We start from the raw sequence: 13,005 nt of genomic DNA on the forward strand, positions 1-13,005 counted from the left end.
GATAATCTAAAATTATCTTTTGCTAGTTACCTTTATACAATTCATTCCATGAATAGAAAATGAATGTATAAGGTACTCATTAATTGCTGCCAGCTTCTTTCTGATCTTTAATGGCTTGCAGTGCGTATGCAAAAGTACGAGGAACTCCACTGAGAACCTGTACAAGCCCAGTAGGTACACTGGACCAGGTGGAGAGCAACTGACCAAGCAGAACTTCTTTCGAAGGAAGTTTTGACAGGGCTATCAGATCCTCTATACCAATTTTTTCGCCATCAAGAGCAACGGAACGAATAACAAACTTGTCATTATCTTCAGCAAACTTGGTAATAGCTTTTGCTGGAGCAACAGGATCAGAATATCCCATGACAACCGCAGTGGTCCCAGTGAAATCATCACTGAGAGCGGCGTTATCTGTATCTGTAACTGCTCTTTTCAGGAGAGTATTTTTTGCTACGCGAACTTCCGAATCACAATTTTTCAGTTCAATACGAATCTGTTGGAATTCGGAAACTTTTAAACCACAATAGTCAGCAACAACAGTTAACTTCGACCGATTGAACGAGTCGTTCAATTCGGAGACGATTGTTACTTTATCATCACGATTCAAAGCACTCCTCCTAGGTTAAGGTGAAACATTATTCGAAACAGCAGCTACAAGATAAAAGACAAGCAAAGAAGATATTAACTCAGAAAGCAATATTTCTGCTCTATTTCGCCTCGGCAGGTCGTGATTACCACGATTAAACGTTACGTACCCGCTGTCTTCGACTACAAAAGGCCCAGAACTACCCAGGCCCTTACTACAAAACTTATTTAATCAATGCTCTTACGGCAATTGGATCAAGTTTTACGCTTGGCCCCATCGTAGAAGAAATCGCGATGGATCTAAGATATATACCCTTACTTGAGGAAGGTTTAAGCACCATAATCTTTTGGATGAAAGCAACGAGATTTTCGCTTAACTTTTCTTTTCCAAAGGATACTTTGCCAATACCAGCATGAACGATACCAGCCTTATCAACACGGAAATCAACCTTACCACCCTTGATTTCCTTTACGATATTAGCAACGTCCATTGTAACGGTACCAAGCTTTGCATTTGGCATAAGGTTACGTGGTCCAAGAACTCGGCCGATTTTACCGACAACGCCCATCATATCAGGGGTTGCAACGGTTTTATCAAATTCAAGCCAGCCACCCTTAATTTTTTCTACCAGATCATCGCCACCGACAAAATCAGCGCCAGCTTCTAGAGCTTCTGCTTCTTTAGGTCCTTTAGCGAAAACCAGTACTCTGGTGACCTTTCCAGTACCGTGGGGTAATGCTACAGAAGACCGGATCATCTGATCAGCATGGCGTGGATCCACACCAAGCTTAATGGCGACGTCAAAGGTCTCATCAAATTTTGCGTATGCTGAGCCAACTACGAGCTCTACCCCTTTCTCCATTTCATGAAGAATGGTTCTGTCAATTTCTTGAAACTTATTTCTAAAATTTTTTCCGTGCTTCGGCATGTTTCGCCTCCTACTCATGCAGAACCAATAATTCTGCCAGCAGTATTTAATTTTTATTAGTCTACTACAGTGATTCCAGCGCTTCTCGCAGTACCCTCAATGATCTTCATAGCTGCATCAATATCGTATGCATTCAGATCCGGCATTTTAATTTCTGCAATTTCACGTATCTTATCACGACCAATCTCAGCCACACGCTCAAGCTTTGGATTACCGGAACCTTTTTGCAGTCCGGCAGCTTTAAGAAGCAATACTGAAGCAGGTGGTGTTTTGGTGATATAACTAAAAGAGCGATCTTGATACACAGTAATAACTACTGGTACGATGGTATCACCCATTGACTGAGTCTTTGCATTGAAACTCTTGCAAAACTCCATGATGTTCACACCGTGCTGACCGAGTGCCGGTCCAACAGGTGGTGAAGGATTGGCTTTTCCTGCAGGGATCTGCAGTTTAATGAAAGCCATTTCTTTTTTTGCCATTGTCTTACTCCAACTATCTTTTATTCATTGTCCCGAACTAAACTGCAGGCAGTCTATCTACCGGGAGTGATATCAAACAACGAAATTAAGTGTTTGAAACCTGTACGAACTCAAGTTCCACGGGTGTTTCACGACCAAAAATAGAAACCATAACCCGTACACGTCCTTTTTCGGGAAAGACTTCATCGACGACACCTTGAAAGTTAGCAAAGGGCCCGTCAATAACACGAACAACCTCACCAACATCAAAGATGACTTTCGGCCTTGGCCGCTCAGAGCCATCCTGAATACGACCGATAATCTTCCCGGCGTCCTCATCTGACAGCGGTATTGGATCCCTGTCATCACCGACAAAACCAACAACCCTTGGCATATTGTCATGGATTGTGTGCCAGGTCTGATCATTGAGATCCATACTTACCAGCATATACCCTGGAAAAAAGCGCCTGGAAGATGTCTTCCTGGACCCTTTGATCATCTCTACCACCTGTTCGGTTGGCACAAGAATCTCTCCAAAGGAATCCTCTAGACCATCTTTGCGAATACGCTCTTCAAGAGTAGTTTTAACCTTATCTTCAAATCCTGAGTGAACCTGAAGTATGTACCATTGTCTTGCCATTTGCTCTGCTATTTATAAGTTAAGAAGTGCAATGTGCGCCCCATAGAACCTAGCGCAAAGAGCAGTATACAACCGGTTTACCTTAAGAAAGACGACACGACTTTTCCTAGCAACAGATCGACAGAACCCAGATATATAGAAATGACTACAGTTAAAACAACAACGACTCCGGTTAAACCGAGAGTCATTTTCTTATCAGGCCAAACTATCTTCAAAAATTCTGTCTTGACTTCTCCGACAAAATTTTTAATCTGTGCAGGTGAGAAAGGTGACTTTTTCTCAACCGCCGCAGCGTTACTACCTTTTGATTTTCCCTTAGCTGCCATTACCTCGCCCTACCTCCAAACCGTTATACACCTTTAGTAAACACAAAATCTATGGCAGCATTTCGCCTTACAACAAACACAAATGGCAGGCCAGGAGGGACTCGAACCCCCAACATCCGGATTTGGAGTCCGGCGCTCTACCAATTAGAGCTACTGGCCTGCAAGAGAAGACTACTTAGTCTCTTTATGCGGTGTATGCACCCTGCAAAACGGGCAATACTTATTGAACTCCAGCTTATTAGGAGTCTGCTTCTTATTTTTTGTCGTCGTATAGTTACGACGCTTACATGTACCACATGCAAGAGTTACTATATCTCTCATCAATCTATCCCATATGAGAAATTGCCTCGGCCACATAGCAGCCAAGGCAATCAAAGTTTTTGGTTATTAAGCGGTAATTTCGCTAATAACTCCAGCACCTACTGTGCGACCACCTTCGCGGATCGCAAAACGAAGTCCGACATCCATTGCGATTGGAGTGATCAGCTCAACAGCAGCTGCGATATTATCGCCAGGCATAACCATCTCTACGCCCTCTGCAAGAGTCACAACACCAGTCACATCTGTTGTTCTGAAATAGAACTGTGGACGGTATCCATTAAAGAACGGAGTATGACGACCACCCTCATCTTTACCAAGGATGTAGCACTCTGCATTAAACTTAGTGTGCGGAAGGATTGATTTAGGAGCAGCAAGTACCTGTCCACGCTCAATTTCTTCACGCTTCACACCACGAAGAAGTGCACCAATATTGTCACCAGCCTGCCCCTCATCGAGAAGCTTGCGGAACATTTCAACACCTGTACAGGTGGTTTTCATGGTGTCTTTGATACCAACGATCTCGATCTCATCACCAACATGCACCACACCACGCTCAACACGACCGGTAGCTACAGTTCCACGACCTGAGATTGAGAACACGTCCTCAATAGGCATAAGAAAAGGCTGATCTACGTCACGGGTAGGCTCAGGAATATAGGAATCGATTTGTTCCATTAACTCCCAAATACACTTTGAAAGCGCCTCATCTTCTGGGTTCTCAAGAGCCTGAAGCGCTGATCCCTGTACAAATGGGATATCATCACCAGGGAACTCATATTTATCCAGAAGCTCACGAAGCTCCATTTCAACAAGTTCGATAAGCTCTTCATCGTCAACCATGTCACACTTGTTCAAGAAGACAACGATCGCAGGAACACCAACCTGACGAGCAAGCAAGATATGCTCACGAGTCTGTGGCATAGCACCATCAGTTGCAGCAACAACAAGAATAGCGCCATCCATCTGAGCAGCACCAGTGATCATGTTCTTGATATAATCCGCGTGACCTGGACAATCCACGTGAGCATAATGACGATTTTCGGTCTCGTACTCGACGTGAGCGGTTGCGATGGTGATTCCACGCTCTTTTTCTTCAGGCGCCTTATCAATATCACTAAAATCAGTAAATGATGCCTGACCTTTTGTAGACAATACACGTGTAATTGCAGCGGTCAGTGTGGTCTTACCATGGTCAATATGTCCTACAGTACCAACATTGACATGCGGCTTAGTCCTTTCAAATTTTTCCTTTGACATTTCCTTGTCTCCTCAGACCGTTGAAAAGTTGTTTTTTCGAAGATTACTACCGGTGTTTACATGGAGCCCACAACCGGAATTGAACCGGTGACCTCATCCTTACCAAGGATGCGCTCTACCAACTGAGCTATGTGGGCAACTGCTGCAACACAACTAATAAAAATGGAGCGGGAAACGAGACTCGAACTCGCAACCCTCAGCTTGGAAGGCTGATGCTCTACCAATTGAGCTATTCCCGCTCGGATATTTCAACCTTACAAAAGGCTCAAATAGAGTGGTGGAGGGGGGAGGATTCGAACCTCCGAAGGCTGAGCCGACAGATTTACAGTCTGTTCCCTTTGGCCACTCGGGAACCCCTCCTCAAGAACTGTCTGAAAAAGACAGCGTCTCTTTTATACTCTATTCAACACTTTGTAAAGTGTTTTTTTCTTTGGAGCCGGCGATAGGACTTGAACCCACAACAACCTCATTACAAGTGAGGAGCTCTACCAATTGAGCTACGCCGGCTTACAAGACGAGAGAATATACTCATTTGAAATTATTAACGCAAGATATATTTTGCTATTTCTTTCTTTTTTTCGCTACTATTTTACAGTGTGCCCACTGTCACAGATTTAAGATACTGAGTTATCGTTATTATGAATAACACATATTTTTCTTTAGAGTATAAAAAAAGGGCCTAGTCAAATGACCAGGCCCTTTAAAAAACAGATTTTACCTGTTTTACATCACATATTTTACACTATTACTATTTTCCAGCATATTCACTACTACGATACTTTTCAAAAGTATACGCGGTGGTTCTGTACAATAAATGAGCAAGCTTAGTGTATGGGAGATACAAAAAGAGCATCATAATAGAAACTAAGTGCAAAAAGTATACAACATAACCCAGAGCAGGCATACCGGCCCAACGCAAGAGCTCTGCACCAAGACCTGTAACACCGACGGCTACGATCTCCCAGATAAGGAACCAGTCATAAAAGGTAGCCTGGGTGTTCTGTTCGGCTTCCATTTTCTTTCTGTTTTTCCAGAGAACTGCAATACCGAATAGAAGTGCTACAGCACTAATATTTGCAAGTATCTTAAAAGGGTCATAGATGGACATTGGTCCGATGAGTGATGGCCAGATCAGTCCAAGTACATCATTTTTAACAAGCGACCAAATTGTCACTACAAAAAGGCCCATAAAAGCGAGCATTAATGGGAGATGACCGCGAACACGATCTGCCTGCTCTCCACACTCTTCAAAACGTTTGTGGGAAACAATTTCAACAATGGATGGCCAGATAAACTTAGTTACAAACTCAAGAACAGGCGGTCTATACTCGGGGTTCATACCTGCATCTTTGGCCATGGCCTTCCACATCTTATAGATTCCCATTCCGCCAGAAAAGAGACCAAGACCCAGGGCGGGTACCATAAAGAGTACAATAAAGAAGATATTCTTAGCGTACCACTTAAATCCCCATTCCCCAAAGAAATGGTGGTAACCATGCTCTGCGAAATAATCATTGCTCGGGATATGCATAGCTCCAGAGAGCAGCCATAGCACAAGAATAATAACAGCTGGGATACCTATGAGCATTGGCAGTCCCTTCGCACTTGAAGCAAGCTTTGCAAGGGGTTTTGGCCATCCATAAAAGGTGTATGCGTATGAACGAATTGCACCTAAGACATCGCCGGGTTTTGCACCACGGGGACAATTGGCAGTACAGTCACCACATTGATGGCATAAAAAGACATCTGGATCGGTAACCAGTTTGTCCTTCATTCCCCAACCGGCCCAAATCATTTCTTTTCTTGGAAACGGCTTTTCTTCAGTTGAAAGAGGGCAAGTAACAGAACAGGTAGCACACTGATAGCATTTTTTCAGTGTATCCCCCCCCGCCTCCTTCAAGGTTCTTATAAATTCTAAATCCGGTTGAACATTCATTTCTTCCTCCTGTTCAATTATCAGTACTATAACTTAGCTAACCCCGGTTAACGGGACAAGCACCTTTCTCAGATTGATTCTCACATTGTAAGAAAAACATACAAATAGAATCTCCAAGGCACTAAGGGCCAATCAAGTAACCACAGGATGGCCCGTGGTTACTCTTGATAAAAAACAGGTTAGAAACCTTTAAAAGGATTAGGGCCCATTTCAACGATTTCTTCTACGAAATCATTAAGTATCTGAGGGATCTTGTCATAGTCTGTAATTGCTATCTGATTAGCAGCACATCTTTCAGGCTCAAGACCAAGAGTAGAAAGTGTATCACCGATGTTTTCCATACGCTTATTAGCAATCTCGGATCCTTTAACAAAGTGACACTGATAGTCATCACCGTAGGTACATCCTAGAAGCATTGCACCGTCCATACCAGCAGACAGAGCATCTCTAATCCAGGCCATATTCACAGATCCAAGACAACGAACAGGAATAAAGCGGATCATATGGTTTATGCCCAACTTCTTCATTCCCGCCATATCAATCGCTGGATACGCATCGTTCTCACAAACGAAAACAACGATACGAAGTCTGTCGTCATCATCTTCTGGAACTTCTACAGCCTTGACCATGGAACCAATAAGATCGATGTTATAATCCTTGAAGCCAATGATACGCTCAGGACAGGCACCCATACAGGTACCACAACGACGACATCTTGTTGGATTTGGAAGAGGTGTACCCTTCTCATCATCATCAAGTGCGCCAAAAGGACATTCCTCAGTACAACGCTTACACTGGGTACATCTCTGCATGAAGAACTCAGGGTATGTTGCATCACCTGATCTTGGGTGTACAGAAACACCTCGATCAGAAGATTCAATACACTGAATAGCCTTCAATGCTGCACCAGTTGCATCGTCAACCGCCTCTTCCATGGTCTCAGCTTTTCTCACACCACCACAGGCATAGACACCGGTTCTTCTGGTCTCATATGGGAAGCAGATAAAGTGGGAATCAGCATATCCATCAAAAAGGTCTAGATCGTTGAAAGTAGGTCCCTGACGATACGCGAGATTAATTGAGTTCTCATGAAGGGTCATTGGCTCCATACCGGCAGCAAGTACGACCATATCAACGTCGATAGTGATGTCTTCACCAAGGAGGGTATCTTCAACAGACACCTTAAGCCCACCACCATTCTCTTCAACCTGGGTAACGCAACCCTTGGTGAGAAATATTCCGTCATTGTTCTGAGCGTTCTTGTAAAATAGCTCCATTGAACCAGGAGTTCTCATGTGCTGATACAAAACATATGCCTTACCTTCTGCATTGTCTTCACAAACATACTGAGCCTGCTTCAAAGCAACCATGGAGGTAACAGAGTTACAGTAAGGAAAATCCTTATCGTTATCCTTACCGCCTGGACTTTGGATGAAAGCGACATTTGCTGGTACCTTGCCAGCCTTTGAGAGCTTCTCAAATTCAGCATTAGTTACAACATTTGACAATTTGCCATGACCAAGATGTTCATATTCAGAAACATCGGCAGGCTTCCAACCGGTCGCAAGAACAACAGATCCAACCATAACTGCATCAGGATTGATCTCAGTATATTTGATCAGTCCATCATTAGGATCTTCTTTCTCACCTTTGTCAATGAGCTCTTGCTCGTCTACAGTAACCTTGGCCGGTGCATCCCACTCTGAAGTGGTTCCAGCAGCCTTAAAGGAAATACCAAAGTCTCCAGGTTGACCAGTAATACGTGCAACTTCAGTTGCCAGCTTAACGGTAATTTTAGCATTACCCTCAACTTCAGCAACAAGAGCTGCAATGGGATTTTCTTCAAGAGAGGTCCAGGGAGCCTTAGTAGGAAATGACTTCCTCCAACCAAGCGCCTTGCCACCGAGAGCATCTTCTCTTTCAACGATGATTACTTCGTACCCGGCATCCGCTGCTTCTTTAGCAGCAGTAAGACCTGCAAGACCACCACCCATAACAAGGATAGTTTTATTGATTGCATCAAGCTGGAAGGCTTCAGCAAGTTCAGTCTTTTTAGCACGGGTACATGCCATACGCATGTAATCACCAGCAGTTTCAGCAAGCCACTCAGCTGCATCAGCTTCAGGCTCTTCACCTTCAGCAGGCTTAACCTCTGACCAGACAACCTGCTCACGAAGGTTGGCACGAACAGTGATTTTATCTGCACCAAAATTAAACTCATCGGTCATAACACGTGGGGAGCATGCACCCACTACAACTGTGTTAACACCTTCTTTTATGTCCGCTTCAATAAATGCACGACCTTCAGCACCACACAGGCAAGCATGGGTCTTGCAGTCCATGGACATTTCACCAGTTACAACTTCGGTAAGCTCCTCAAGATCGAGCGCATCACCAATGCCACAACCAGCACATATATATGCGCAATATTTTTTATCCATCGATTTCTACCTCCTGGAAACTTGAATTGCCTTTAAGGCAGCTGCAGTTGAAGATTGAGTACAAGTCACAACGTCTGCCGCTTTCTTTGCACAACCAGCAGCGATCATAGCCTTGTCAGCATCAGAAATAACAAAGCCGTTTTCGTCCATCTGCAGATCAGCAGGAGCTGCTTGTAAAGCTAGTGATGGTTGCATACCAGTTGCAAGTACCGCCATATCAACCTGTTGTGAAATTTTCTCACCGGTGACAGCATTTTCAGCTATTACAGTTACACTTCCATCTGCCTCAACGGAAACGTCTGCAACCTTACCCTTAATAAAGGTAGCTTTCTCGTCAGCAGTTCTTACTTCACGGAATTTCTCGTACTTACCAGGAGTTCTAAGGTCAATGTAGAACACATAGATTTGTGCATCAGGGTACTGCTCTCTGACATAGGTCATCTGCTTTAGTGTTGCCATACAGCAGATGTGAGAACAGTACTCGAGGTGATTTTCATCACGGGATCCAGCGCATTGAACAAATGCAATGGATTCAATTTCCTTGTTATCACCAGGGCGAAGAATCTTACCACCGGTAGGACCACTTGGAGCAGCCATTCTCTCAATCATCATATTAGTCACGATTGATTGAGACTGGCCAAACTTAAGGTTCTCCATCTTGGTTGGATCATATGGTTCCCAACCGGTAGCCCAAACGATGGAAGCGACCTGAATAGTGCTGGTCTGAACCTGCATGTCCAGGTCTACAGCATTATACTTACATGCAGCCTTAACAGCGTCCGCTCCAGCAGCACTCAGTGCGCTTTTATCTATAACATAGCGACGTGGAAAAGCCATTGCGTGGGGAAGGTATGCAGCCTTTGTTTTATCCATACCAAAGTTGAAATCATTATCGATCTCATCTTCACATGCAGCCGCACAATCACCACATGCGGTACAATTGCTGTTTACATACCTTGGTGCAGTCTCAAGGGTAACCTCGTAGTTACCAGGTCCGCCGCTCACAGCTTTCACTGTGGTCATTGAATAGGTCCTGATTTTACGGTTATCTTTGATACGCTTGAAGTTAATCTCCAGGCCGCAACTTGGTGGACACATCTTCGGAAAATATTCATTAAGCTGAGCTACTCGCCCGCCAAATGTAGCGCTCTTTTCTACAAGAAACACATCATTTCCGACTTCAGCGGTTTCCAGAGCAGCAGTTAACCCGCTGATTCCACCACCTACGACCAATACTGCACCAGAGGTGCCTTGCTCGTCAGTCATACCTACCTCCATAATTACCTAAAATATTATACTATTGCCATGCGAACCAAGCGCTTCCCCACAAAGGAGAAACAATGCAATGACAACTGTTAAACGGATAACAACCTTTTAAAACGTAGAACATTAGCACCGTATCAATTCATTGAGCAACTGTTGCTCAATGAATGTTCGTAAGGTACTAACCCAGGCCTTATTCCTTAAATACCGGAGTTAGTTTTAGCTTATGTTGACCGGAGATGCAAGCTCTCACAGACCAACATAAACCAAAACTACGGATACAAAAAATCTCCAGAAGTCAATGACTTCTGGAGATTTTTATTACTTCATATCAAACTACCTGCACCTAAGATTAAATCCAAGGCTCGGTCTCGATGATATTAACACACTCAACTTTCTCACACTTCCACTCTTCAGTAGCAGGATCAAAAGTAGAGTTTACAAAGCACTTCCAGTTTTCATCATCACAGGTTGGGAAATCAGATCTGTAATAGAATCCTGGGTAACGAGATTCCTCACGGAACTCGATGTGACGGATATGAGTCTCAACACACCAGATACGATGGTAGTTTTCCCAGCAACGGAGCAATTCATGCAGGTCACCAGCAGCCATCTTAGCAGCATCTTCACGGAGAAGACGGAGCAGATCGAGACAGATATTGAGAAGCTTACCAGAGGTCATGTAATAAGTTGCAACTCCACCACCATACTCATCGGTAGCTTTCATGAGACGCATCATGAGACCTGCAGGCTTGCAGTAGTTAGGATTCACATCTTCAGCGGTAGATGCACCAACGTGCTCTTGGTACAATCTAACTGGTGCGTAAATCTCGTCAGCGATTTCCTGAGCGGTTTGCTTGAGCTCTGGTTTAAAGTCTGCGTTATCACGACAGAACTTAACCATCTGCTTAGCACAAATACGACCTTCAGCATGGGAACCGGAAGAGAACTTATGACCAGAAGCACCAACACCATCACCTGCGGTGAAGAGTCCGTCAACGGTGGTCATACGATTATAGCCCCACTTGTACTTGTGAGCACGGGAATCGTTAGCGATCTCAGGAACCCAATCTTCCTCTGGACCAGAAACCCAGATACCACAACAACCGGAGTGTGATCCGAGCATGTATGGTTCGGTTGGCATAATCTCAGAACCAACTTTCTCAGGCTCAACATCAGCACCAGCCCATAGACCAGCCTGGCCAACTGACATATCGAGGAAATCTTCCCAAGCTTCAGACTCGAGATGCTTCCAGAACTTCTTCAGTTTCTTCTCATCCATACCAGCTTCACGACGCTCATCAATGAAAGCGTTAAGAGCAACGTCAGTAGCCATATAGATTGGACCACGACCTTCTTTCAGCTCGTTGATCATCAAGTGGTTACGTAGACAGGTAGGAGTAACTGCAGAAGCGCCATAAGGCATGAATTTTTCGAGCTCATCTTTCACTGCATCGCTGTTTGCATAGAACTCACCAAGACCGTTCTGTACTTTAGCTTTGAAGAGAAGGAACCATGCACCAACAGGACCGTAACCATCTTTAAAACGGGCTGGGGTGAAACGGTTTTCCATCATGGTAAGGGTAGCACCAACCTGAGCACACATGGTGTAAGTGGAACCTGCGTTCCATACTGGATACCATGCACGACCTTTACCTTCACCAGTTGAACGTGGACGGAAAATATTAACCGCACCACCACAAGCAACCATTGCAGTTTTGCAACGGAAGATGTGTACTTTGTTCTCACGGGTAGAGAAACCAGCTGCACCAGCAATTTGGTTTGGCTTGTTTTTGTCAAGAAGAAGCTTAACGATAAAGATTCTTTCCATGATGTTGTCTGCGCCAAGAGCGGTAGCAGCTGGCTCAGCAACGATACACTTGTAAGACTCACCGTTGATCATGATCTGCCATTTACCGGTACGTACAGGGGTTCCACCTTCACGTAGGGTTGCAGCTGGCTTGGAACCATCAAGGTTCTCACCATCAGCATCTTTCTTCCAGACTGGGAGGCCCCACTCTTCGAAAAGCTTAACAGACTCATCTACGTGACGACCACAGTCGTAGATTAAATCTTCACGTACAACACCCATAAGATCGTTACGTACCATTTTTACGTAATTCTCAATTGGGTTCTCACCAATGTAGGTGTTAATTGCAGAAAGACCCTGAGCAACTGCACCAGAACGCTCGAGAGATGCTTTATCAACAAGTACGATTTTCAAGTCAGCAGGAGCCCACTTCTTGATTTCAAAAGCGGTACCACAAGCTGCCATACCACCACCAACGATGAGACAATCCACATCGTGTTCGACAACCTCTGGGTTCACAACCGCGGCCAACTCGCCTTTTGGTTTATTAGGTAATGCCATTTTCAAATCTCCTTAAAAATAAGATTTTTTTAGTTATAAAGTTTCTAACTTAACTTACTTAGGGGTTGGGAGATCAGACTCGAGCAACAAGCACTCATCGTCTAGATTTGCTCCGGTCTCTCCAGCGTAAGCATTGGCAGCACCCTCAGCGGTAGTACGAATTGGGAACTTAAAACGCTTCATATTACCATTACGGAACTTAACAGTCCACATGATGGAATCAGAAGATCTCATAGGATGAACCTGACCGCCCATAGGTACGAAATCATCGTATCCACGAACAAAGATTGCGCCTTGTGGGCAAATCTTAACACAGGAATAACATTCCCAACATGCATCAGGCTCTTGATTGTAAGCCAGCATGGACTCAACGTTTAAAACCATCAAGTCATTGGGACAGATGTACATGCACGCCGTTTTATCTCCACCTTTGCAGCCATCACATTTGGCAGGATCTACATAACTAGGCATTCAA

The 13,005-nt window shown here is 44.3% G+C and carries 12 protein-coding genes and 5 tRNA genes; all 17 read right to left on the reverse strand.

The features are described 5' to 3' along the window. Positions 1–79: 79 nt before the first annotated feature. Entirely contained in the window at positions 80–607 is a 528-nt protein-coding gene (gene rplJ / locus ACX6CI_RS13175) for a 50S ribosomal protein L10 (protein WP_458774112.1), read from the reverse strand. A gap of 202 nt (positions 608–809) precedes the next feature. Next, positions 810–1,514: a 50S ribosomal protein L1 gene (rplA, locus tag ACX6CI_RS13180; RefSeq protein ID WP_458774113.1), complete on the reverse strand. Its 705-nt coding sequence runs from the start codon at positions 1,512–1,514 to the stop codon at positions 810–812. A gap of 56 nt (positions 1,515–1,570) precedes the next feature. Then, a complete protein-coding gene (gene rplK / locus ACX6CI_RS13185) occupies positions 1,571–1,996 on the reverse strand; it encodes a 50S ribosomal protein L11 (protein WP_458774114.1) in 426 nt (141 codons plus the stop codon). Between the two features lie 85 nt (positions 1,997–2,081). Continuing rightward, positions 2,082–2,615: a transcription termination/antitermination protein NusG gene (nusG, locus tag ACX6CI_RS13190; protein WP_458774115.1), complete on the reverse strand. Its 534-nt coding sequence runs from the start codon at positions 2,613–2,615 to the stop codon at positions 2,082–2,084. 77 nt (positions 2,616–2,692) lie between these two features. After that, positions 2,693–2,941 (reverse strand): preprotein translocase subunit SecE, encoded by a 249-nt coding sequence (secE, locus tag ACX6CI_RS13195; RefSeq protein WP_458774116.1) that lies wholly within the window; start codon positions 2,939–2,941, stop codon positions 2,693–2,695. 83 nt (positions 2,942–3,024) lie between these two features. Beyond that, positions 3,025–3,101: transfer RNA gene (locus tag ACX6CI_RS13200), tRNA-Trp, on the reverse strand. An 11-nt stretch (positions 3,102–3,112) separates the two neighbouring features. After that, the gene (gene rpmG, locus ACX6CI_RS13205; RefSeq protein WP_083818936.1) at positions 3,113–3,262 is read right to left on the reverse strand and encodes a 50S ribosomal protein L33; all 150 of its coding nucleotides are present in this window, start codon (positions 3,260–3,262) and stop codon (positions 3,113–3,115) included. A gap of 66 nt (positions 3,263–3,328) precedes the next feature. Further along, entirely contained in the window at positions 3,329–4,519 is a 1,191-nt protein-coding gene (gene tuf / locus ACX6CI_RS13210; RefSeq protein ID WP_458774117.1) for an elongation factor Tu, read from the reverse strand. Between the two features lie 61 nt (positions 4,520–4,580). After that, positions 4,581–4,656 (reverse strand) — tRNA-Thr (locus ACX6CI_RS13215). 26 nt (positions 4,657–4,682) lie between these two features. After that, a tRNA-Gly gene (locus ACX6CI_RS13220) sits at positions 4,683–4,758 on the reverse strand. 36 nt (positions 4,759–4,794) lie between these two features. Beyond that, positions 4,795–4,879, reverse strand: a tRNA-Tyr gene (locus ACX6CI_RS13225). A gap of 71 nt (positions 4,880–4,950) precedes the next feature. Beyond that, positions 4,951–5,026 (reverse strand) — tRNA-Thr (locus ACX6CI_RS13230). Between the two features lie 241 nt (positions 5,027–5,267). Next, positions 5,268–6,455, reverse strand: a complete 1,188-nt coding sequence (gene qmoC / locus ACX6CI_RS13235; protein ID WP_458774118.1) for a quinone-interacting membrane-bound oxidoreductase complex subunit QmoC — start codon at positions 6,453–6,455, stop codon at positions 5,268–5,270. Positions 6,456–6,634: 179 nt separating this feature from the next. Continuing rightward, positions 6,635–8,896 carry a hydrogenase iron-sulfur subunit gene (locus tag ACX6CI_RS13240; RefSeq protein WP_458774119.1) on the reverse strand — a complete coding sequence of 754 codons (2,262 nt, stop codon included), beginning with the start codon at positions 8,894–8,896 and terminating at the stop codon, positions 6,635–6,637. A gap of 6 nt (positions 8,897–8,902) precedes the next feature. Then, a complete protein-coding gene (locus ACX6CI_RS13245) occupies positions 8,903–10,162 on the reverse strand; it encodes a CoB--CoM heterodisulfide reductase iron-sulfur subunit A family protein (RefSeq protein ID WP_458774120.1) in 1,260 nt (419 codons plus the stop codon). A 349-nt stretch (positions 10,163–10,511) separates the two neighbouring features. Then, positions 10,512–12,530, reverse strand: a complete 2,019-nt coding sequence (aprA, locus tag ACX6CI_RS13250) for an adenylyl-sulfate reductase subunit alpha (protein WP_458774121.1) — start codon at positions 12,528–12,530, stop codon at positions 10,512–10,514. Positions 12,531–12,584: 54 nt separating this feature from the next. Further along, complete coding sequence (aprB, locus tag ACX6CI_RS13255; RefSeq protein ID WP_458774122.1) at positions 12,585–13,001, reverse strand: adenylyl-sulfate reductase subunit beta; 417 nt, start codon at positions 12,999–13,001, stop codon at positions 12,585–12,587. Between the last annotated feature and the right edge of the window lie 4 nt (positions 13,002–13,005).

It is taken from the genome of Desulforhopalus glucosivorans (assembly GCF_054397165.1).

Bases quoted from the DNA above. Each gene is read 5' to 3' on its own strand.
- rplA (WP_458774113.1), bottom strand. From the start codon at position 1,514: ATGCCGAAGCACGGAAAAAATTTTAGAAATAAGTTTCAAGAAATTGAC.
- rplK (WP_458774114.1), bottom strand. From the start codon at position 1,996: ATGGCAAAAAAAGAAATGGCTTTCATTAAACTGCAGATCCCTGCAGGA.
- nusG (WP_458774115.1), bottom strand. From the start codon at position 2,615: ATGGCAAGACAATGGTACATACTTCAGGTTCACTCAGGATTTGAAGAT.
- secE (WP_458774116.1), bottom strand. From the start codon at position 2,941: ATGGCAGCTAAGGGAAAATCAAAAGGTAGTAACGCTGCGGCGGTTGAG.
- rpmG (WP_083818936.1), bottom strand. From the start codon at position 3,262: ATGAGAGATATAGTAACTCTTGCATGTGGTACATGTAAGCGTCGTAAC.
- tuf (WP_458774117.1), bottom strand. From the start codon at position 4,519: ATGTCAAAGGAAAAATTTGAAAGGACTAAGCCGCATGTCAATGTTGGT.
- qmoC (WP_458774118.1), bottom strand. From the start codon at position 6,455: ATGAATGTTCAACCGGATTTAGAATTTATAAGAACCTTGAAGGAGGCG.
- ACX6CI_RS13240 (WP_458774119.1), bottom strand. From the start codon at position 8,896: ATGGATAAAAAATATTGCGCATATATATGTGCTGGTTGTGGCATTGGT.
- ACX6CI_RS13245 (WP_458774120.1), bottom strand. From the start codon at position 10,162: ATGACTGACGAGCAAGGCACCTCTGGTGCAGTATTGGTCGTAGGTGGT.
- aprA (WP_458774121.1), bottom strand. From the start codon at position 12,530: ATGGCATTACCTAATAAACCAAAAGGCGAGTTGGCCGCGGTTGTGAAC.
- aprB (WP_458774122.1), bottom strand. From the start codon at position 13,001: ATGCCTAGTTATGTAGATCCTGCCAAATGTGATGGCTGCAAAGGTGGA.